The sequence below is a fragment of the Parasphingorhabdus marina DSM 22363 genome (assembly GCF_900128895.1).
Taxonomy (GTDB): Bacteria; Pseudomonadota; Alphaproteobacteria; order Sphingomonadales; family Sphingomonadaceae; genus Parasphingorhabdus; species Parasphingorhabdus marina.
Genome location: NZ_FSQW01000001.1, coordinates 59,827 through 79,005, shown reverse-complemented (window position 1 = coordinate 79,005; position 19,179 = coordinate 59,827). Strand labels below are relative to the sequence as shown.

Sequence of the window (19,179 nt, the reverse complement as noted above, 5' to 3'; positions counted from 1 at the left end):
TGTTAATCCGCCATCCAGTCGCGGAAGAAACTGTCACTGGCTTCGCGAAGATCGGCGAGGGGGACAGAGTGTCCGGAAATTTTGGAGCCATCACCAGTCTGATAGATTTCAAGACTGTCTCCGGCAACAATTCCAGCTACATGCGCGGGAACGTCTCGTTCTTTGGCCAGGGTTTGGACTGCATCCACCTCATCTTCAGACGAGAGAGAAACGACGTATCGCCCTTGCCCTTCTCCGAACAATCGAACTTCGTCGGAAATCGATCCAGGATTGTTGTAAAGGTGCGCACCGCGGTCTCCATTCAGTGCCATTTCCGCCACTGCGACAGCCAAACCACCATCAGAAATGTCGTGAACAGCGTTGACCCGACCTGAAGCTACCAGCTCACGTACAAAATCTCCGTTCTTTTTCTCTGTGGCAAGATCCACCTTCGGAGGGTTGCCATTTTCCTGCCCATGAATTTGGCGTAACCAGACAGACTGACCCAAATGATTGTCTGGTTCTCCTATCACCAGAAGGATGTCCCCTTCATCCTTGAACCCGATCGTCATCATCTTGTCGAGATCTTCAATCAGGCCCACCGCACCTATCGCGGGGGTCGGCAGGATCGCGTGGCTAACACCATCCGCGCCGGTAGTCTCATTATAAAGGCTGACATTGCCGGACACGATCGGCATGTCGAGCGCTTCGCAGGCTTCGGCCATGCCTTCGATACAGCCGACAAATTGCGCCATGATATGCGGCTTCTCGGGATTGCCGAAATTCATGCAGTCGGTGGTCGCCAGGGGTTTCGCCCCGACGGCGGTGAGGTTGCGCCAGGCTTCGGCAATGGCCTGCTTGCCGCCCTCAACCGGATCGGCCTTGCAATAGCGGGGGGTGCAGTCGGTGGTGATGGCGAGGCCCTTGTTGGTGCCGTGGACGCGGACGACCGCGGCATCGCCGCCGCTGCGCTGGCAGGTGTCGGCGCCGACCTGGCTGTCATATTGCTCCCAGATCCAGCGGCGCGAGGCCAAGGCCGGGCTTGCCATCATCTTGAGCAGGTCCGCGCCAATGTCGGTGCTTTCGGGTATGTCGCCCAGCTCGGTAATCGCGACATGCGCTTTATATTCATCCTGCGTCAGATGCGGGCGGTCATAGAGCGGCGCGTCGTCGGCGAGGGGGCCCAGCGGGATGTCGCAAACTGTCTCGCCCTTGTGGGTCAGCACCATGCGGCGGCTGTCCGTGACTTCGCCGATCACCGCGAAGTCCAGTTCCCATTTGCGGAAAATCGCCTCGGCCATCTCCTCGCGGCCGGGTTTCAGCACCATCAGCATGCGTTCCTGTGACTCGCTGAGCATCATTTCATAGGCTGTCATGCCGGTTTCGCGGCACGGCACCTTGTCCATGTCGAGAATGATGCCGACTTCGCCATTGGTCGCCATTTCGACGCTGGAGCTGGTCAGTCCGGCGGCACCCATGTCCTGGATCGCGACAATCGCATCGCTGGCCATCAGCTCGAGGCAGGCCTCGATCAGCAGTTTCTCGGTGAACGGATCGCCGACCTGCACGGTGGGGCGCTTCTCGTCGCTGTCATCATCAAATTCCGCGCTCGCCATGGTCGCGCCATGAATACCATCGCGGCCGGTCTTGGAGCCGACATAGACAATCGGATTGCCGACGCCGCTGGCGGCAGAATAGAAAATCTTGTTCGCATCCGCGACTCCGACGGTCATCGCATTGACAATGATATTGCCGTCATAGGCTTCGTGAAAATTGGTCTCGCCGCCGACGGTAGGAACACCGACGCAATTGCCATAGCCGCCGATGCCCGCGACCACGCCCTTGACCAGATGCTTCATCTTCGGATGTTCGGGCCGGCCGAAGCGCAGCGCGTTGAGATTCGCGACCGGTCGCGCGCCCATGGTAAACACGTCGCGCAGGATCCCGCCAACGCCGGTGGCTGCGCCCTGATAGGGTTCGATATAGCTCGGGTGGTTGTGGCTCTCCATCTTGAAGATTGCGGCCTGACCGTCGCCAATGTCGATGACGCCGGCATTCTCGCCGGGACCACAAATGACCTGGGGCCCGGTGGTCGGCAGTTTCTTGAGGTGCAGGCGAGAGGATTTGTAGGAGCAATGCTCGGACCACATGACCGAAAAAATCCCCAGTTCGGTGATATTCGGTTCCCGGCCCAGCGCGTTGAGGATGCGCTGATATTCCTCTTCGTTCAGGCCATGTTCGGCAACGGTTTCGGGTGAGATTTGCGGCTCGGCGATCAGCGTGTCTGTGGTCATGCTGCCCCTTTAGCGAGACCGGTCTATTTCGCCTAGAGGGAAAGTCTGTTTTGGTGGCGGGAATCTCCATCCAGGCGGTCCGGGAACAGGCTATTCCAATTTGGCATTATGCCCTTCCTTTTTGGCATTGGCCGTAATCCGGATGTTTTGATAGGCACGGACCGATAACAGGGAGAGAGAAATGATCCGCATGCTTGCCGGGCTTTGCGCCACGCTGATGATGTTTTGGCAGCCGACGGCCGTGTCCGCCGCTGCCAAGGAAGATGGTGCCGTACCCGAATATCGGGTGCCGAAAAATCCGGGAGACAAGAAATTTGTTGCGCACGGACAGTTCAAGGCCGCGCCATTCACGGCCGGAGAGGTCACCCGTTTCATGTTCGATGGCTGGGCCGGGAAGCCGATCCCGGTGTGGACCTATGTGCCGCGCGGGGTGGATGTAAGCAAGGCGCCGATCATGTTCATGATGCATGGCGCAACGCGCAATCCGGCGCGCTATCTTCTGGAATGGGTGCCCTATGCCCAGCAATATGGGTTTGTTGTGATCGGTCCCGAATTTGCCAAGCGCGATTTTTCGGGATCACGCCGATACAATCTCGGCTTTGTCTTTGGTCGAAAAGGTGACGATTATTATCTGCGCGACGAAGAAAAATGGACTTTCTCCGCTATTGAACCGCTGTTTGATCATGCAGTTCGCGCGCTGGGCAGCGGGCAGAAAAAATACACGCTCTATGGTCATTCCGCCGGCTCGCAGTTCGTCCACCGGTTTCTCTATTACAAGCCCGACGCCCGGGTAAAACGGTATCTCGCTGCCAATGCCGGCTGGTACACCATGCCGGATACGGAGCAGGTCTATCCCTATGGATTCAAGGATCCTTACGGGCTTGCCGATGCCGCGCTGGGCGAAGACCGGATCCGGATGGCGGTGCAGAAAGACATGATCATTTTGCTGGGGGACAAGGATATCGATGTCACTCACAAAAGCCTGCGCCGGACCCCGGAGGCGATGTTGCAGGGCGCCCACCGGTTCAACCGGGGTGCGTCATTTCTGGATGCCGGGCGCCTGCAGGCCGAACGGCTGGGCGTGACCTTTGGCTGGCGCGGAGCAGTGGTCAAGGACGTCGCGCACAGCAATGGTGGCATTGCAAAAGTGGCGGCCAAATATGTAAAATAGACCGGTCGATCTTACGCTCCTGCCGAAAAGCTTTGCTCCCCGGGCCAAAACATGGTTTCATGATGAGAGTAAATTGACAGGAGCGGCTCCGCATGACCAGGACCATTGAACTGATTTTCGATTTCGTCAGCCCGAATGCCTATCTGATCTGGCAACCGCTGAAGGCGCTGGCCGAAAAGCACGGGGCCGAACTGGTGATCACCCCGGCCTTTCTGGGCGGTATGCACAAGCTGACCGGCAATGCGCCGCCATTCATGCGCGATGCGGATGTCAAAGGTAAAAACGAATATGCGATGCTCGAGATGAACCGCTATATTGCCAGATATGGTCTGACGAAATTCAAGATGAATCCGAAATTTCCCTTCAACACCGTGACGCTGCAGCGCCTGCTGCTGGCAGTGGAGCCTTCGGAGCGCATCAAACTGGTCGAAGCGCTTCAGCCCGGGGTGTGGGAACAGGGTCTCGACGTGACCGATCTTGAGGTACTCGGGAAAATCCTGACCGACGCCGGATATGATGCCAAGGCGCTGCTGGAAAAAACTCAGGATCCGGCGATCAAGCAGCAACTGATCGACAATACTGAACAGGCAGTCGCGCGTGGAGCCTTTGGCATCCCCACCATGTATGTCGACGGCGAGATGTATTTCGGCAAGGAACGGCTGGGCCAGATTGACGAGCAATTGCAGGTCGCTGGCTAGGGCCGGATCGCCGTCACGACCAGATAGCGCAACAGGTCTTTCCGCCAGGCCCAATCCAGAAAGCGCGCGGTGATTCCGTATTTCAACCGACTCGACAAAGGCAATCGGGCGGGTGGCCGATAGTCCCGCCACCATTGTCCGAAAGCCGGAAGGACGTCAGAGCTGATGTCCTGCAATTCGATTTGCTCGAATCCGGCTTGCGTCATGTTTCGCACATAATCGTTTTCCCGGACCAGGTTGGCCGATGGTATGCGAGAACTCTTCAGCATGAGCTTCAGGACAAGTGCGCGGAAACCTCCTGGCCGGTAATGATCGGACAATATCAGGTCGGTGACTCCAATCCGTCCGCCGGGTGGCAGCGCGCGGACTGCCTGATGCCAGAACCGGTCGCGATCAGGGAAATGATAGGCGCAATCCAGTGCGATCAAGCGGTTCACGGATGGCATGTCGTCCCCGAAATCCCAATTGTCAGGATCATGGATATCGCCTTCACGCAGATTTTCCGCATCACCAGCATGGCCTGCCTCCGCGAGGCGACGCCGCGCCATCGCCGTTTGGGAACGGGAATGATTCACGCCGCGGACCCCGGCAACCTGATAACGATTCAGCCACATTAGCAACTGGTCGCCACAACCGAAACCGGCGTCCATGACTACCGAACGGGAACCCAGATGCACGGCGTCCCCAAGCAGCCGGGCCAGTGCGGCGCAGGCGGCGGAATAATCGGTGGCGTCTTTCCAGTATCCGAGATTGCCCCAGGCTTGCCCTTCGCTGTTCAGCGTGACTTCGGCAAGGTCATGAAATTCGGACATCGGGCGGCTCAGTCTGCGGCCCCGGATTGCCACGGGATTGGTACTCCAAGCCGCTCAGCAACGGCGACAGAAGAGTCGACCGCCGCATCCAGAAGCGGGATCTTGTCCGCCACATAGGATCCGCAAAACCACAGGCGATTCCCTTGCTGGCCGTGGAAATCGCGCAGTTGCGACATGGCGTCCCGACTATCCTGAGTGACGGTCGGCCGGGTGAAGCTCACGCGGGCCAGCTCCTTGTCCGGATCCGGGTCGCGGATCGGATTCCATGTCTGGAACACGGTGTCCTGGTCGTTCAGGCGGGCAATGGTCCGGGTCAGGTTCACGGTGACTTCGGAGCGGGTGCTGCCCTCCGGAATATGGTAGCTGACCGGGGACAGCTGATCTGCCCGGCCGGGCAAAAGGCTTTCGTCGGTGTGCACGCTCATTTCGGATGTTTCGAAAGGGACCGTGTCGAGCAGCTGTTTCTGCGCATCAAAGCCGGACAGCATCGCCGAAGCCTGCTGCGCCTGGGCTGCGACGACGACATGATCGAATGTCCGGCTGTCTCCGCCCGCGACGGTGACGGTCAGCGCGTCATCGCCTGACCGGATTTCCGCAACCGGACTGTCGGTCAGCAATTCCACGCCGTCGAGCAGCCGGGGCACAATATCGTCGACGCCCTTCGCCGCGCTCATGATCCCGAGCTCCTGCACGCCGCTGGTCAGATAGCCGAGCATGATGTCCGCCGGATAATCCCGGACCGCCTGATAATCACAGGTGCAGGTCACCGACATCATCGGCAGCAGGACAGTATCGACAAATTCGGGGCCCGCTTTGCTGTCCTGCAGATATTGTCCAAAACTAGTGTCCGACAGGGTGCCCGGATTCTTCATGTCCTTGGTCGCCCGGGCGAAAAAACGGCGGCCCTGGAGGCCGATTTTCCAGGCGTGCGGATCAAACAGGCTGCGGCCTCTGGGATAGGAGATGCTCTGACCACCAATGTTGAAATTGCCGTAATGAAACAGCATGTCCCCGTCCCCGTCGGCAAATGCTCCGGCATGATCGGTGGCCAGAATTTTGACCCCGACATGTTCGTAAAGTGCGAGCAAATGCTTGTAATATCCGCGGCTGAAAATCCGCAAGGGCACATCAATCCGGCTCTGTTTCCCCCGACTGGTCCAGTCGATTGTATGGACACCCATGCCGGCCCGCGACTGGCTTTCGAACACCGTCACCCGATACTGGTTGCGCAACAGCCAGGCCGCGGACAGGCCGGCTATCCCGGTACCGATGACCGCCAGAGTCAGTTTGCGTTCGGGCATTTTTGTTCAGAATCTCCTGACGGCCAGCCTATTCAGGCTTTGACGAAGCGCAAGATCAAATAGGCCGTGAGTGCGGCGGTTGTGCCGGTGGCAAATGTTCCCCAGGCAATGTCATAGAGCGTGATCTTTGTCGACCAGGTCTTGAGCACCGCCTGACTGGTCAGGTCATAAGTGGCATAGGCAATGCCGCCAAACAGCGCCCCGTTGAGCAGAGCGCTCGTCCACTGTCCGCTGATCAGTGCCGGTTTGATCCCGAACCAGACTATGCCGAACAAATAGATGAAATAGAATGCCGCCGCCGGCGCCTTGCGGAACTCGTCGGCCATGATCTCTCCAATGACCGGTCGATAGAGCGAGCTCGCCATATTGCTGAGCCACAGAAAGTCGAGAATGCCGAAAATGACGGCAGCAACAAGATAGGCGACAATATATTGGGTCATGGTTGGTTCCTCGGTGCCTGCTCAGGCGGTTTTCAGTGTCCGGGTCCGGGCGACAAAGGCGGCCGCTGCGGCTGCGAGGGCGAACGCGATCAACGCCGTGATCATCATGGCCGCGTCCGCGGTTTCCGGCTCCGGTCCAAACCAGTTATAGATTTGAAGAAAGGCCAGCAATACGGCCAGAAGGACGAGCGCCAGGCGCGATCGCGGCGAAGTTGAACGGGTTCTGCTCACAAAAAAGGCCAGCGCGCCGAATGTCAGAATGAGCTCAAGCGGCATGGTGATGGCGGGATAATTCCACAGCCCGAGACCGAGCATGGGCGGCGCGCCCGTTAGCGTGAGATCAGGGGCATGGACGAGCAGGTCGAGAAGCCAGTGAGACAGGACGACGAGTCCCCCGATGATTGCGCCGGTCCGGTTGCGTGTGATCATCCAGATCAGCAACCCGAATGCCAGCGCCCATATGCCGCTGCCGAGCAGGCTGTGCGTATAGGGCATGTGATAGAGGTCCAGCGGATTCATCACCGTGGTGCCGGGCACGATACGGAATTTTTCGATGCCCAGCAAAGCCAGACCGAAAAAGCCGAAATCAACCAGCTGTCCGGCAACGAAAAGCGTTCCGAGACCCGGCGCTTTGGGATGAGTGGCGGCAACCATGGCCGGCGCAAAATGACCGATAAACATTGTTTCGTCTCTCCCCCTCAGGACTGTCGCCTGGCGTTCAGCTTAGTCCGGATGCCGCCGCTTGACCAGACGGGCCGTTTTTCCCGGCGCAAGCGGTATTTTGCGCGACCCGGCACTTGACCCCGACACAAAGCGCCGTCATTGGATTGCAAATGAATGAAACCACTCCACAAGATGCCGGCCCTCAGGATGCGGCGGGGGCGGGCGATCTGAGTTTTGAAGATGCGCTGCGCAAGCTGGAAGATATTGTCCGCAAGCTGGAAAGTGGAGATGTTCCTCTGGATCAGTCGATCGCGCTCTACAGCGAAGGTGAGAAGCTGCGGGGCCTCTGCCAGCAACGGCTGGAAGCGGCTCAGGCAAGGATTGAAAAAATCACGCTCGATCGCGATGGCAATCCCGATGGCATCACCGCCTTTGATGCGGACTGAACGCGGTCGTGGCCGCCAACAGCAATCTTGATCTTTTGCAGGAAATGCAGGCGGTCGCGAACGCCGTCGACTCACAATTTGACTTGCTGCTTGCGGTTCCGGAAGATCCGAGAGCTGTGCTTTTCAAGGCCATGCGTCACGCCGCCATCGGTGGTGGCAAACGTTTGCGCCCGCTGCTGGTCATCGCGACGTCCCGGTTGTTCAATGTCGACCAGGTCAGTGCCATCAAGGCGGCGACCGCGGTTGAGGCGCTGCACGTATACTCGCTTGTTCATGACGATCTGCCGTGCATGGATGACGATGATTTGCGCCGCGGCAAGCCCACTGCGCATGTGGCGTTCGGGGAAGCCGAAGCGGTGCTTGCCGGTGACGCATTACATGCGCTGGCCTTTGATCTGCTGTCGGACGAATCGACTCATCCGGATCCTTTCGTCCGGACCGAAATGGTGTCCTGTCTCGCCCAGGCGGCCGGTCCGTCGGGAATGGCGGGCGGCCAGATGATGGATCTGGTGGCCGAAAACGAAACATTTGACCTGCAGACCGTGACCCGGTTGCAGCAGCTCAAGACCGGCGCGCTCATCGCCGCCTGCGTGGAGATTGGGGCGATTCTTGGGAAAGTCCCGTCCGAAGGGCGAACGGGCCTTCGCGGCTATGCCCATGATCTCGGACTCGCCTTTCAGATTGCCGATGATATTCTGGATGTCGAGGGTGACGAGGAACGGGCTGGCAAAGCCCTGCACAAGGATGAAGAGGCCGGCAAACAGACCTTTTTGAGCCTGATGGGACTGGAGCGTGCCCGCGAACAGGCAAAAATGCTTGTTGAACAGGCGCAATCGCACTTGAGCAGCTATGGAGACGAAGCGGACATGCTTCGCGAGATTGCCGCATTTACCGTGGAACGGGACAGATGATGGATAAAGAAGCAGGGGGGCATGGATCATGAGAGTAGGCGTTTATCCGGGGACATTTGACCCCATTACCCTGGGGCATATGGATATCATCCAGCGGGGAACCCGGCTGGTCGACAAACTGGTCATCGGTGTCACCACGAATCCATCCAAGTCGCCGATGTTCTCGCTCGAAGAGCGTCTGAACATGGTGCGTCGCGAAACAGCGGATCTGGGCGATGCCGTCGAGGTTGTGGCCTTTGATGCCCTGCTGATGAAATTTGCAGAAAAACAGGGGGCCAGCGTCATTGTTCGCGGGCTTCGCGCCGTGGCCGATTTCGAATATGAGTATCAGATGGCGGGAATGAACCAGCAACTCAACGACCAGATTGAAACCGTCTTCCTGATGGCGGACGTTTCGCTGCAGCCGATTGCGTCGCGGCTTGTGAAGGAAATTGCGATGTTCGGCGGGGAAATCCACAAATTCGTGACGCCGCTGGTGCGGGACGAGATTGTGGCAAGGGTTCAGAAACTCGGCCTCAAGGGCGAACAATAGTCACCGATGCAAGCAATTCATTGCAGCGAAAGGCCGGATGGTTCAAAGGCGTTGGCAATCAGACTTATCCAGATCAGGATCGAACAGATATGAGTATGTTGCGCAAATTTTTTCAGCTAGTCGCTGCCGCAGTTCTTGTCACAAATCCGGCATTTGCACAGGAAAGCGAAACCACTGAAGCCGCCCCGGCATCGGTCAATCCCGAGGAAAATATCCTCCATCTCGACCTTTCCACCGGCGGCCGGGTTTCGATCCAGATGTTCCCCGATATTGCCCCCAATCATGTCGAGCGGGTCAGAACGCTGACGCGCCAGGGCTTTTATGACGGCGTGATTTTTCACCGTGTGATCGAAGGTTTCATGGCGCAGACCGGCGATCCCACTGGTACCGGCACTGGCGGATCCGAATTACCCGATCTGAAAGCCGAGTTTAACAATTACCCGCACTTGCGGGGTGCCGTTTCGATGGCCCGGGCGCAGAGTGAAGACAGCGCAAACAGCCAGTTCTTCATCGTATTCTATCCGCGTTTCTCGCTCGACAGAAACTATACGGCCTTTGGCCGGGTGACCGCGGGGATGCAATATGTCGATGCCATTAACCGGGGCGAGCCGCCCGCCAATCCCAGCCGCGTCATCCAGGCTTCGATCGCGGCAGACGGCAAGGCGCCGCCGCCACCTTCGGCGCTCACGCCAGCTCCCGAGCGGGAATTTTCGATCGACGATCTGAACGCGCCGATCAATCCGTGACCTGACTCGTGCGCGTTGATCTTTTTGACTTTGCGCTACCTCCTGAAAATATCGCGCTCCGCCCGGCTGTACCGCGGGACAGCGCCCGGCTGCTGCTTGCGCAAAATGGCCATATCACCGACCATATCGTCCGGGATCTCGCCGATCTGCTGACACCGAACGACGTCCTGGTCTTCAATGACACCCGGGTTATTCCCGCTCAGCTGACGGGACGCCGCGGAAATGCCACCATTGGCGCCACGCTGCACAAACGGGTGGATCTGCGCCGATGGCAGGCCTTCGTCAAAAATGCGAAGCGGTTGAAACCGGGAGACCGGATCGATTTCGGTGCCGACGTGTTTGCGACCGCCGAACAGAAAAACCCGGATGGCAGCTTCACTCTCCGGTTCCTGGGTGACGAACCGGTTGAAATATTGCTGGACCGTGCGGGAACCATGCCATTGCCTCCCTATATCGCCAGCAAGCGGGAAATCGACGAACGGGATGCGGAAGACTATCAGACCATGTTCGCGCGTGAAGACGGTGCCGTGGCGGCGCCGACTGCCGCGCTGCATTTTACGGATGAGCTGATGGCCAGTCTGGCCGCCGCCGGGATCGGCACGCAGACACTCACCCTGCATGTCGGGGCGGGCACGTTTCTGCCGGTGAAGGCGGACGAGACAGACGACCATCAGATGCACAGCGAGTGGGGCCGGATAGAAGCGGATGTCGCGGACCGGCTCAACGATATCCGTGCTTCGGGTGGACGCGTCATTGCCGTGGGCACGACCAGCTTGCGTCTGCTTGAAAGCGCAGCGGGAGATGATGACATCATCCGTCCGTTCGCGGGAGATACCGATATCTTCATCACGCCGGGCTACCGGTTCAAGGCGATCGACGGGTTGATGACCAATTTCCACCTGCCGAGATCGACCTTGTTCATGCTGGTCAGTGCCCTGATGGGACTCGAACGGATGCAGGCGATATATGCCCATGCGATCGCGCAGGATTATCGTTTCTACAGCTATGGTGATTCCAGTCTTTTGATTCCCTGAAGCTGCCCTTCCGGTGAGAGAAAAGCCGTGGATCTTTTCTGTCTGCTTGCTTTGGCCTTCCGCGCCATTTAATCGGCAGAGCCATGAGTGCTGCCAAATCATCCAGTCGCCTTGATCGCCGCACAGTGCTTCAGATCGGCACCGCGGTCCTCGTTGGTGCCGGTATGGCCACCCTCCTGAGAAACAGCCGTTCGGTGGGCGAAGATGTGGGCAATAACGGGCTTGTCCAGGAAATCCGCGCTGATCGCTCTTCACCGATGAAACAGGTTCCTGGTGCGGATCTGACGATCATTTCCTTCAATGATTTTAATTGCTCCGCCTGCCGCAAGGCCCATCCGGCAATCCAGCTGGCCGCGGCCGAAGATGGCCGGTGCAACATGATTTACAAGGACTGGCCGATTTTCGGTGCGGCATCCGAGCGCGCGGCTCGCATTGCCATGGCCGCGGACTATCAGGGCCTGTATCCGCAAGTCTATGACCGGCTGATGCGTCAGGCAGGCCTCGGCAATGGCCGGTTACAGGATGCCGTCGAGCAGTCAGGCGGGAACTGGGACCGGTTGCTGGAAGATCTCAACGCCCATCAGCAGGAAATTGACAACCAGCTGGATCGCAATCGCCGGCAGGCGTTCAGCCTGAACCTCCAGGGGACGCCGGCCTTTCTGATTGGCCCGATCCTGATACGCGGGGCGGTGTCTCAGCGGAATTTTGCGCGGGCCATTGCCGCTGCGCGTGAGGCCGAATCCTAGGACAGACCATGCCGACAGAGCATCCGATTTTTGCCGACAATCCTCTGACCGGAACAATCGATCTGGAAACCGGGACAGCGCCGGTGCCTTATCACGTCTATGACGGGGAAGGGCTGCTGATTTTCGGTCACGCGGATCATGATGCGTTGACGGCTCTTCTGGAAAAGGAGGGTATCTGTCCGGTAACCACAATGTCCGGCGATATTGCTGCTGGGTTCATCATGGCAGATTTCCGCGATGCCAGCATGGGGCCCCATCATGAATTGCAGTTTTTCGTGCTGGTCAGCGAGCGGCCAGGAGAGACAATCGATGATGCTCCCTTCGCTCTTCCGCTCGCCATGGCGGGTCGCCCGGACTGGGGGACATTATGTGTGCGCCTGTGGAACGACAGGGCCGACGTCATCGCCTATAATAATGACTATCTGGGACTGAATGCGCGGATGGCGAGTTTTGGACTGTTCGACAGAAACGAAGGTCAGGTCGGGTTTCGGGTGACCGCCGAGACAGGCGATCCGATCATTGAGGGCCGGATCCGGGAAAGCCGGTCTACGAGCCTGAAAGCCGGGTGGGAAATGTTGCGTATAGCGGGCTTGAGGGAAATCATGCGTCTGGGCCGGATGCCCTATGCGCCGGGCCATGTGGTGAACCGGATCAGCAGGATATTGCCGCAAAATCGCAAGGCGCAGATATTCACGTCATCGGACAAAAATATCGCCCGCCACTGGGATCCGTCTCATGACTGCCTGACGATATCAGAACCAGAGATCGCCGACCTCGATTTCCGTCCGCTCGCGATTCAGAACATCCGGCCGTTCCGCTTTGTCTATCGTCATCCGGACGATCCGGTCTGACCGGTTTGTCGTATCCACAAAGAAAAAGGGCGGCTCCCGGAGGAACCGCCCTTTTTGGGACATGGTATCAGCTACCAGTCAGAACTGCTTAGCCTTCCGCTTCAGCCGGAGCGACTGGCGGATCATTGTCAGCAACTTCGGTCAGCGAACCACCCTGGGCTTCACATTCACCAGCGTCGGTATATTTCCAGGCATTGCCCTGATAGTCGACGACCGATGTACCGGCGCAGCTTGTGCCTTCACCAGCAGCACAGTCATTTTCACCCGCGAGGGCGATGCCGAAGCATTTTTCTTTTTCAGCCGCAGCAGTTTCCGTTGCTTCTGCTTCAGAGGCTTCTGCGCCTTCGGTGGATTCACCCGCACCACCGGAACAGGCGGACAGTGCCGCTGCTGCGATCAGGGCGGTTGCAGCGGAACCGAGTTTACTTGCTTTCGTCATATTGTGCTCCAGATTTTGGTCTTTGAAAAATTACCTATATCCTGCACAGACACTGAGGGATTCGAACAGGATAGAGCGTTAACTACACGATCAGAACCAAAACGCAAAATCTGCCTTGTTCTGGCCATCATTACCGTTTCCGGGAACATTTTATGACCGACCGCTTCCGTTTTTCCATTTCCGCAACCGACGGACGATCGCGGCTGGGTACGATCCACATGCAGCGGGGTGAAATCCGGACGCCGGCCTTCATGCCGGTCGGGACTGCCGCCACGGTGAAGGCGATGAAGCCGGAATCAGTGCGTGCAGCGGGGGCAGACATTATTCTTGGCAACACCTATCATCTGATGCTGCGGCCCGGGGCCGAACGGGTGGCACGACTGGGCGGCCTGCACAGTTTCATGAACTGGGACCGGCCGATCCTGACCGACAGCGGCGGCTATCAGGTGATGAGCCTGTCCGAGCTCACCAGGATGAGCGAAGATGGCGTCGAGTTTCAAAGCCATCTCGATGGCTCACGGCACATGCTGACTCCCGAACGCTCGATGGAAATCCAGCGACTGCTGGGCAGTGACATTGTCATGGCGTTTGACGAATGTACCAAAAACGGGGCGACCAGGGATGAGGCGCTGGAATCGATGGAACGCTCGATGCGCTGGGCCAAACGGTCGCGGGGCGGCTTTGACAGTGGCGAGGAACATGCGGCGCGGTCGGCACTGTTTGGTATCCAGCAGGGTGCACTGGACCCCGATATCCGCGCAGCCTCGGCGGAGGCGCTGATCGATATCGGATTTGACGGCTATGCGATTGGCGGGCTTGCGGTTGGCGAGGGGCAGGAGGCGATGTTCGGAGTGCTCGACTATGCGCCGGACCAGTTGCCGCAGGACAAGCCGCGCTATCTGATGGGGGTTGGGAAGCCGGATGATCTGGTCGGCGCTGTCGAGCGCGGGGTGGACATGTTCGACTGTGTGCTGCCGAGCCGTTCGGGGCGCAACGGACAGGCGTTTACAGCCGATGGGGCGCTCAATATCCGCAATGCCAGATTTGCCGAGGACCTGGAACCGCTGGACAGTGAATGCCCATGCCCGGTCTGCCAGACCTACAGCCGCGCCTATCTTCATCACCTGATCAAGGCGAAGGAAATTCTCGGTGCGATGCTCATGACCGAGCATAATATTGCCTGGTACCAGGCACTTATGGCCAACATGCGCAGCGCGATCGGGGAGGGGCGGTTTGCCGCCTTCGCGTCGGCATTCCGGAGCAGATATCTCGGATGACGGATTTGCTGCCACTTCCGACCGGTCTGGCAGATGCCATGGAACGGGCGCGTCAAAATGCCCCCTATCTGGCGATGGCCATGGATATCCAGCCGGAACTGACCAGTTTGCTGGAGCAGGAGAATCTGGATGCCGCGCTGGAATTTGTGGGTCAGGCAGGTGCCGGTGCGGAAACCGTCAGTCAGAAGTTGCGCCGCGAAAAACGGGCATTGGCTTTGGCACTGGCCATCGGGGATCTGGCCGGGCAGTTGAGCCTCACCGAGGTGATCACCCGGCTGTCGGACTTCGCAGACCGGGCGCTGGATGACGCGCTCGCCGACATCTATGCGACGCGCTATCCCGATGCGCCAATGGAAGGTTTTGCCATCATCGGACTGGGCAAGCATGGCAGCCGAGAGCTCAACTATTCCTCCGATATCGACCCGATCTTCATCTACGATCCCGAGCGGATTCCAACTCGGGGGCGGGAAGATCCGCCGGATGCCGCGCGCCGGATCGGGCAAAAGCTGGTCGAGGCACTCAATGCCCGAGACGAGGATGGCTATGTGTTTCGGGTCGACATGCGCTTGCGACCTTCGCCCGAGGTCAGCCCGGTGGCACTGCCGGTAGACGCGGCGATCAGCTATTATGAATCCAGCGCGCTGGCCTGGGAGCAGGCGGCCTATATCCGGTCCCGCGCCGCGGCCGGGGACCGGCAACTGGGCGGGAATTTTCTCGAAGCAATCCATCCCTTTATCTGGCGGCGATCACTCGATTATGGCGCCATCCGCAACATTGGTGCGGTGTCCGAGCAGATCCGGGATCATTTCCGCGCAGGGCAGAAATTTGGTCCCGGCTATGATCTGAAAAAAGGCCGGGGTGGCATCCGGGAAGCGGAATTTTTTGCCCAGATGCACCAGCTGATCTATGGCGGTCGGCAGCCGGAACTCCGCACGCCTGCCACGCGCGATGCGCTGGATGCGCTGGCAGAGGCCGGACGGATTGACCCCGACAAAAGCGCGAGCCTGAAGCAAGCCTATCATCGCTACCGGGTGATTGAACACCGGCTGCAAATGGTCAATGACCAGCAGACCCACAGTCTGCCCGACACTGCTGACGGACTGGACCGGGTGGCGCGGCTGCACGGCCTCGAAGACGGAAACAGCCTGCTCGATCATCTCGCGCCGCATGTCGACCGGGTCGGCACGATCTATGATACACTGATCGATCCAGACGAGACCCGCCAGATGCCGCGGGATGAGCGGAAACTGCAGGAAGCCTGCCAGAAACTGGATGTCACGGATCCCGGTTTCTTTGCCGAACGGATTCAGCGCTGGCGCAGCGGCAAGGTGACGGCGTTGCGCAGCGCGGCGGCGCTGGAGTCTTTTGAAGCGGTGCTGCCGGAGCTGATCGCGACGCTGGCCGGATCGCCCAATCCGGACAAGGCGCTGTCCCGTCTCGACAGCCTGATCGACAAACTGCCGACGGCGATCAACTTCTTTCGCATGCTGGAAGCGCGTCCCGGACTGCGCGACTTGCTTGGCCGGATTTTGAGCCACGCCCCCACGCTGGCGGATGCGCTGGCGCGGCGGACCGAATATCTCGAAGGCCTGATCGATGCGACCGCGCTCGATCTGCCGCCCGATGTGGAGGTGCTCGCAGAGGAATTTGCGCGCACCGAAAGCGGGGATGATTATCAGGTCCTGCTTGATCTGGTCCGGGCGCGGGTTGGCGAAAAGCGCTTTGCTCTCGGCACCCAGCTGATCGAGGGGCGCCATGACCCGCTGGCGGTGGCGGGCGGCTATGCCCGGGTCTCAGAAGCAGCGATCAGGGTTCTGGCAGACGCCACGATTGCCGAATTTGAAACCGTCCATGGCAAGGTGCCGGGCAGCGAGCTGATCATCCTCGCGCTTGGCCGGCTGGGCGGGGAGGCACTGACCCATGCGTCGGATCTGGATCTGATCTTCCTTTTCACCGGCGATCACAGCGCCGATTCCGACGGGGACCGGCCGCTGGGCGGAACCCAGTATTTCAATCGCCTGGCAACGCGGGTGGTTTCGGCCCTTTCCGTCCCGACCGCTGCGGGCCCGCTTTACGAAGTGGACACCAGGTTGCGGCCATCGGGACAGCAAGGTCCGATGGCTGTCAGCTTCGAAAGCTTCCGCAAATATCAAAATGACAATGCCTGGACCTGGGAACATATGGCCCTGACTCGCGCGCGGCCGGTTTATGGCAGCGCTGCAGCTTGCGAAATCCTGCAAGCCGACATTTGCGCGGTGCTGGGCAAGGAACGCGAACCGGAACGGCTGCGCAAGGAAGTGCGCAAAATGCGTCTCGATATTGTTGAACACAAGCCGCCCCAAGGGCCGCTTGATACCAAGCTGATGGAAGGCGGTCTGGTCGACTGGGAGTTCATCATCCACTTCCTGCAGCTCAAGACCGGGGATGCGCTCTATCCTCAGCTGGGGAAGGCAGCGCGCGCGCTGGCCGGGGCCGGGCATCTCGACCCGCGGCTGGTGGACGCGCACGAACTCATGACCCGCCTGTTGGTAGCGCTGCGCCTGATGTCACCCAATTGTGATTATCCGCCCGAGGCCAGCCGCGACCTGATCGCCAAAGCGGCCGGACAGGAGGACTGGCATGCCCTTTTGAACGGGTATGACAGGGCCCGGCAATGCGTTATTGAAGAGTGGAACCGGCATCTCAGGCCGGACCCGGACGAAATATTAGGAGACATATTATGATCGCAGCTGGTGACAAGATGCCGGACGCAGACCTGATCGCACCAGATGGTTCCGCCGTGAAACTGTCCGATTATATGGGCAAGAAGCTCGTCCTGTTTTTCTATCCCAAGGCGAGCACACCCGGTTGCACGACGGAATCAAAGGACTTTTCGGCGTTGATGCCGGAATTCGAAAAAGCCGGTGCCACCGTGCTCGGCATGTCCGCTGATTCCCCGAAACGGCAACAGAATTTCATCAACAAGCAGGAATTGACCGTTGATATTGCCTCCGATGAATCGACCGAATTTCTGGAGAAAATTGGCGTTTGGGCGGAGAAAAAAATGTATGGCAAGACCTATATGGGCATCATTCGTTCGACTTTTCTGATCGGCCCGGATGGCACGGTTCTGGAGGCCTGGCCCAAGGTCAAGGTCAAGGGACATGCCCGGGAAGTGCTGGCTGCGGTGCAGGCCGCCTGAACCGTCTGACAGACCAGTTGATGACCTTGCATTCCTCTGCCGGACTGGCCGCTCGCGAAGTCCTGCTGACAGCCGATCCGGCGCAAAAGGTGATGCGGGCCCGGAAATCGACGCGAAACTGGCGCAAGGGCCAGCTGGAACATGCTTTCGTCCAGGATTTGCCGGATGTTCCGGCGCGTCCGGACCACCCGGAATTGCTGCGTCCGGGGCAGATGCCGCGGCGGGGCAAGGGGACGTCGCTCAAGCGCCGAATCGCCCTGATTCACGCGCTCGCGCATATCGAATTTGTTGCCATTGACCTCGCATTCGACATGATCGCGCGCTTTGGCAAAGAGTTTCCGCGCGAATTTTGTGACGACTGGTTCCGGGTTGGTGCCGAGGAGGCCATGCATTTTGTGCTTCTGGACCGCCGATTGCGCGAAATGGGCAGTTTTTACGGGCAGTTGCCCGCCCATGATGGTCTGTGGGACGCGGCCCGGGACACCGCCCATGACAGCAGCGCCCGTCTGGCGATCGTGCCGATGGTTCTGGAAGCTCGCGGGCTGGATATCACGCCGGATACAGTGGAACGGTTCCGTCAGCAAGGTGATCCACTGACAGCCAAGGTATTGAATCGCATATATAATGATGAAATCCGACATGTGTCCTTCGGCACAAAATGGTTCGAATGGGCGTGCAAGGCGCGAGAATCAGAGCCGTACCGCCACTGGAAAAATCTTGTAAAAACCCACTTCAAAGGCGGTTTGAAGCCGCCATTTAACGACTCAGCGCGTCATGCAGCCGGTTTAACGCGGGAATATTATCTCGGTATTGAATAGTTAAGCATTATGAATTTACACGTGTAATCAACACGGGGGCGGAATTTCTGCCAAAAATCAGAGCTCAGTGGCTCGACAGTAACAGGAGTCGATCATTCAATGACCGACAGCGTAGTGAGTTTGTTTAGAGGGGCTGTGACCAGGATCACTGCCCTGGCACTGGCCGCAACGGCTTTTGCCTTTTCCCCAGCCGCACATGCCGCAGAAGCGGAAGCAGATGCGGCCATCCCGTTTGATGCCATCAAGGAAAAATTGTCCGGCTCTTCCAGCACATCCATTCTGGGTGATGAAGACCCGGCCTTTCGCCTGCTGTTCAACAATTTGTCCGGTGAGGGCAAGAAAAAGACGGTTCAGCTGACCATCCCGTCGATCAAGCCGGTGAAAAACTACCGCCTGACCAGCACCTTCGGTTTCCGGACCGACCCGTTCAAAGGACGTCGCGCCCGGCACAAGGGTATCGACATGGCTGGCCCGGTCGGAACACCTATTTATGCCACAGCCGACGGAATTGTCGGCCGGTCGCAATGGGTTCGCGGCTATGGCAACTATATCGAAATCAATCATGGCAACGAAATTCAGACCCGTTATGGCCACATGTCGCGGCTCAACGTCAAGGCCAATGCCCGCGTCAAGGCGGGTGACCTGATCGGTTTCATGGGTTCGACCGGACGGTCCACCGGAAGCCACCTGCATTATGAAGTGCGGATCGCAGGACAGGCCGTCAATCCGATGCCGTTCATGCAGTCCAACGATTTCCTGCTGGCCCAGAAAGCCATTCCGGGAGTTGCACTTGGAGGTCCTGCGGAGTAAGCAGGTACGCGAAATTGCCGAACACCTTTG

The 19,179-nt window shown here is 58.8% G+C and carries 20 protein-coding genes; 14 read left to right on the top strand and 6 right to left on the bottom strand.

The window, feature by feature from the left end:
• Positions 1–2: 2 nt before the first annotated feature.
• Positions 3–2,273, bottom strand: coding sequence for a phosphoribosylformylglycinamidine synthase subunit PurL (purL, locus tag BUQ90_RS00380; RefSeq protein ID WP_074203201.1), 2,271 nt, complete (start codon positions 2,271–2,273; stop codon positions 3–5).
• A 181-nt stretch (positions 2,274–2,454) separates the two neighbouring features.
• Here purL and BUQ90_RS00375 point away from each other — a divergent pair, with 181 nt between their 5' ends.
• Together BUQ90_RS00375 and BUQ90_RS00370 are read left to right on the top strand one after the other, a co-directional pair.
• On the top strand, positions 2,455–3,444 hold the full coding sequence (locus tag BUQ90_RS00375; protein WP_143182673.1) for an alpha/beta hydrolase family protein: 990 nt from the start codon (positions 2,455–2,457) through the stop codon (positions 3,442–3,444).
• A 92-nt stretch (positions 3,445–3,536) separates the two neighbouring features.
• A complete protein-coding gene (locus tag BUQ90_RS00370) occupies positions 3,537–4,142 on the top strand; it encodes a 2-hydroxychromene-2-carboxylate isomerase (protein ID WP_074203199.1) in 606 nt (201 codons plus the stop codon).
• Here BUQ90_RS00370 and BUQ90_RS00365 read toward each other — a convergent pair.
• The 4 genes from BUQ90_RS00365 to BUQ90_RS00350 are packed head-to-tail and all read right to left on the bottom strand — an operon-like array spanning position 4,139 to position 7,376.
• A complete protein-coding gene (locus BUQ90_RS00365; RefSeq protein ID WP_143182672.1) occupies positions 4,139–4,954 on the bottom strand; it encodes a class I SAM-dependent methyltransferase in 816 nt (271 codons plus the stop codon). The two genes, BUQ90_RS00370 and BUQ90_RS00365, sit on opposite strands and share 4 nt — an antisense overlap.
• 8 nt (positions 4,955–4,962) lie before the next feature.
• A complete protein-coding gene (locus BUQ90_RS00360; protein ID WP_074203197.1) occupies positions 4,963–6,255 on the bottom strand; it encodes an FAD-dependent oxidoreductase in 1,293 nt (430 codons plus the stop codon).
• Positions 6,256–6,287: 32 nt separating this feature from the next.
• On the bottom strand, positions 6,288–6,695 hold the full coding sequence (locus tag BUQ90_RS00355) for a DUF2177 family protein (protein ID WP_074203196.1): 408 nt from the start codon (positions 6,693–6,695) through the stop codon (positions 6,288–6,290).
• Between the two features lie 21 nt (positions 6,696–6,716).
• The gene (locus BUQ90_RS00350) at positions 6,717–7,376 is read right to left on the bottom strand and encodes a hypothetical protein (protein ID WP_074203195.1); all 660 of its coding nucleotides are present in this window, start codon (positions 7,374–7,376) and stop codon (positions 6,717–6,719) included.
• A 152-nt stretch (positions 7,377–7,528) separates the two neighbouring features.
• On the opposite strand from BUQ90_RS00350, the gene BUQ90_RS00345 reads away from it, so the two are divergent.
• The 7 genes from BUQ90_RS00345 to BUQ90_RS00315 all read left to right on the top strand — a co-directional run bounded on the left by BUQ90_RS00345 (position 7,529) and on the right by BUQ90_RS00315 (position 12,624).
• The gene (locus BUQ90_RS00345; protein WP_074204770.1) at positions 7,529–7,804 is read left to right on the top strand and encodes an exodeoxyribonuclease VII small subunit; all 276 of its coding nucleotides are present in this window, start codon (positions 7,529–7,531) and stop codon (positions 7,802–7,804) included.
• 44 nt (positions 7,805–7,848) lie between these two features.
• Positions 7,849–8,715, top strand: coding sequence for a polyprenyl synthetase family protein (locus BUQ90_RS00340; RefSeq protein WP_074204769.1), 867 nt, complete (start codon positions 7,849–7,851; stop codon positions 8,713–8,715).
• A gap of 28 nt (positions 8,716–8,743) precedes the next feature.
• Complete coding sequence (gene coaD, locus BUQ90_RS00335; RefSeq protein WP_074203194.1) at positions 8,744–9,247, top strand: pantetheine-phosphate adenylyltransferase; 504 nt, start codon at positions 8,744–8,746, stop codon at positions 9,245–9,247.
• A gap of 95 nt (positions 9,248–9,342) precedes the next feature.
• Entirely contained in the window at positions 9,343–9,993 is a 651-nt protein-coding gene (locus tag BUQ90_RS00330; protein WP_074204768.1) for a peptidylprolyl isomerase, read from the top strand.
• Positions 9,994–10,001: 8 nt separating this feature from the next.
• Positions 10,002–11,027 (top strand): tRNA preQ1(34) S-adenosylmethionine ribosyltransferase-isomerase QueA, encoded by a 1,026-nt coding sequence (gene queA / locus BUQ90_RS00325; RefSeq protein ID WP_074203193.1) that lies wholly within the window; start codon positions 10,002–10,004, stop codon positions 11,025–11,027.
• Positions 11,028–11,110: 83 nt separating this feature from the next.
• Complete coding sequence (locus BUQ90_RS00320) at positions 11,111–11,773, top strand: DsbA family protein (protein ID WP_074203192.1); 663 nt, start codon at positions 11,111–11,113, stop codon at positions 11,771–11,773.
• Positions 11,774–11,781: 8 nt separating this feature from the next.
• The gene (locus BUQ90_RS00315) at positions 11,782–12,624 is read left to right on the top strand and encodes a hypothetical protein (RefSeq protein ID WP_074203191.1); all 843 of its coding nucleotides are present in this window, start codon (positions 11,782–11,784) and stop codon (positions 12,622–12,624) included.
• Positions 12,625–12,712: 88 nt separating this feature from the next.
• On the opposite strand, the gene BUQ90_RS00310 is transcribed toward BUQ90_RS00315, so the two are convergent.
• Positions 12,713–13,063, bottom strand: a complete 351-nt coding sequence (locus BUQ90_RS00310; protein ID WP_084192397.1) for a BufA1 family periplasmic bufferin-type metallophore — start codon at positions 13,061–13,063, stop codon at positions 12,713–12,715.
• A gap of 152 nt (positions 13,064–13,215) precedes the next feature.
• Here BUQ90_RS00310 and tgt point away from each other — a divergent pair, with 152 nt between their 5' ends.
• From tgt to BUQ90_RS00285, 5 genes are all read left to right on the top strand, one after another.
• Positions 13,216–14,340: a tRNA guanosine(34) transglycosylase Tgt gene (gene tgt / locus BUQ90_RS00305; protein ID WP_074203190.1), complete on the top strand. Its 1,125-nt coding sequence runs from the start codon at positions 13,216–13,218 to the stop codon at positions 14,338–14,340.
• Positions 14,337–17,063, top strand: a complete 2,727-nt coding sequence (locus BUQ90_RS00300; RefSeq protein WP_074203189.1) for a bifunctional [glutamine synthetase] adenylyltransferase/[glutamine synthetase]-adenylyl-L-tyrosine phosphorylase — start codon at positions 14,337–14,339, stop codon at positions 17,061–17,063. The genes tgt and BUQ90_RS00300 overlap by 4 nt, the downstream gene beginning before the upstream one ends.
• Positions 17,060–17,521, top strand: a complete 462-nt coding sequence (locus BUQ90_RS00295) for a peroxiredoxin (protein WP_074203188.1) — start codon at positions 17,060–17,062, stop codon at positions 17,519–17,521. Before BUQ90_RS00300 ends, BUQ90_RS00295 begins: the two co-directional genes overlap by 4 nt.
• A gap of 20 nt (positions 17,522–17,541) precedes the next feature.
• Positions 17,542–18,339, top strand: a complete 798-nt coding sequence (locus tag BUQ90_RS00290) for a ferritin-like domain-containing protein (protein WP_074203187.1) — start codon at positions 17,542–17,544, stop codon at positions 18,337–18,339.
• Between the two features lie 99 nt (positions 18,340–18,438).
• Positions 18,439–19,149, top strand: a complete 711-nt coding sequence (locus tag BUQ90_RS00285; RefSeq protein ID WP_084192396.1) for a M23 family metallopeptidase — start codon at positions 18,439–18,441, stop codon at positions 19,147–19,149.
• Positions 19,150–19,179: the final 30 nt, after the last annotated feature.

Bases quoted from the DNA above. Each gene is read 5' to 3' on its own strand.
- BUQ90_RS00320 (WP_074203192.1), top strand. From the start codon at position 11,111: ATGAGTGCTGCCAAATCATCCAGTCGCCTTGATCGCCGCACAGTGCTT.
- tgt (WP_074203190.1), top strand. From the start codon at position 13,216: ATGACCGACCGCTTCCGTTTTTCCATTTCCGCAACCGACGGACGATCG.
- BUQ90_RS00295 (WP_074203188.1), top strand. From the start codon at position 17,060: ATGATCGCAGCTGGTGACAAGATGCCGGACGCAGACCTGATCGCACCA.
- BUQ90_RS00355 (WP_074203196.1), bottom strand. From the start codon at position 6,695: ATGACCCAATATATTGTCGCCTATCTTGTTGCTGCCGTCATTTTCGGC.
- BUQ90_RS00365 (WP_143182672.1), bottom strand. From the start codon at position 4,954: ATGTCCGAATTTCATGACCTTGCCGAAGTCACGCTGAACAGCGAAGGG.
- BUQ90_RS00370 (WP_074203199.1), top strand. From the start codon at position 3,537: ATGACCAGGACCATTGAACTGATTTTCGATTTCGTCAGCCCGAATGCC.
- BUQ90_RS00345 (WP_074204770.1), top strand. From the start codon at position 7,529: ATGAATGAAACCACTCCACAAGATGCCGGCCCTCAGGATGCGGCGGGG.
- BUQ90_RS00360 (WP_074203197.1), bottom strand. From the start codon at position 6,255: ATGCCCGAACGCAAACTGACTCTGGCGGTCATCGGTACCGGGATAGCC.
- BUQ90_RS00315 (WP_074203191.1), top strand. From the start codon at position 11,782: ATGCCGACAGAGCATCCGATTTTTGCCGACAATCCTCTGACCGGAACA.
- BUQ90_RS00340 (WP_074204769.1), top strand. From the start codon at position 7,849: ATGCAGGCGGTCGCGAACGCCGTCGACTCACAATTTGACTTGCTGCTT.
- BUQ90_RS00375 (WP_143182673.1), top strand. From the start codon at position 2,455: ATGATCCGCATGCTTGCCGGGCTTTGCGCCACGCTGATGATGTTTTGG.
- BUQ90_RS00310 (WP_084192397.1), bottom strand. From the start codon at position 13,063: ATGACGAAAGCAAGTAAACTCGGTTCCGCTGCAACCGCCCTGATCGCA.
- BUQ90_RS00300 (WP_074203189.1), top strand. From the start codon at position 14,337: ATGACGGATTTGCTGCCACTTCCGACCGGTCTGGCAGATGCCATGGAA.
- BUQ90_RS00290 (WP_074203187.1), top strand. From the start codon at position 17,542: ATGACCTTGCATTCCTCTGCCGGACTGGCCGCTCGCGAAGTCCTGCTG.
- BUQ90_RS00285 (WP_084192396.1), top strand. From the start codon at position 18,439: ATGACCGACAGCGTAGTGAGTTTGTTTAGAGGGGCTGTGACCAGGATC.
- BUQ90_RS00330 (WP_074204768.1), top strand. From the start codon at position 9,343: ATGTTGCGCAAATTTTTTCAGCTAGTCGCTGCCGCAGTTCTTGTCACA.
- purL (WP_074203201.1), bottom strand. From the start codon at position 2,273: ATGACCACAGACACGCTGATCGCCGAGCCGCAAATCTCACCCGAAACC.
- BUQ90_RS00350 (WP_074203195.1), bottom strand. From the start codon at position 7,376: ATGTTTATCGGTCATTTTGCGCCGGCCATGGTTGCCGCCACTCATCCC.
- coaD (WP_074203194.1), top strand. From the start codon at position 8,744: ATGAGAGTAGGCGTTTATCCGGGGACATTTGACCCCATTACCCTGGGG.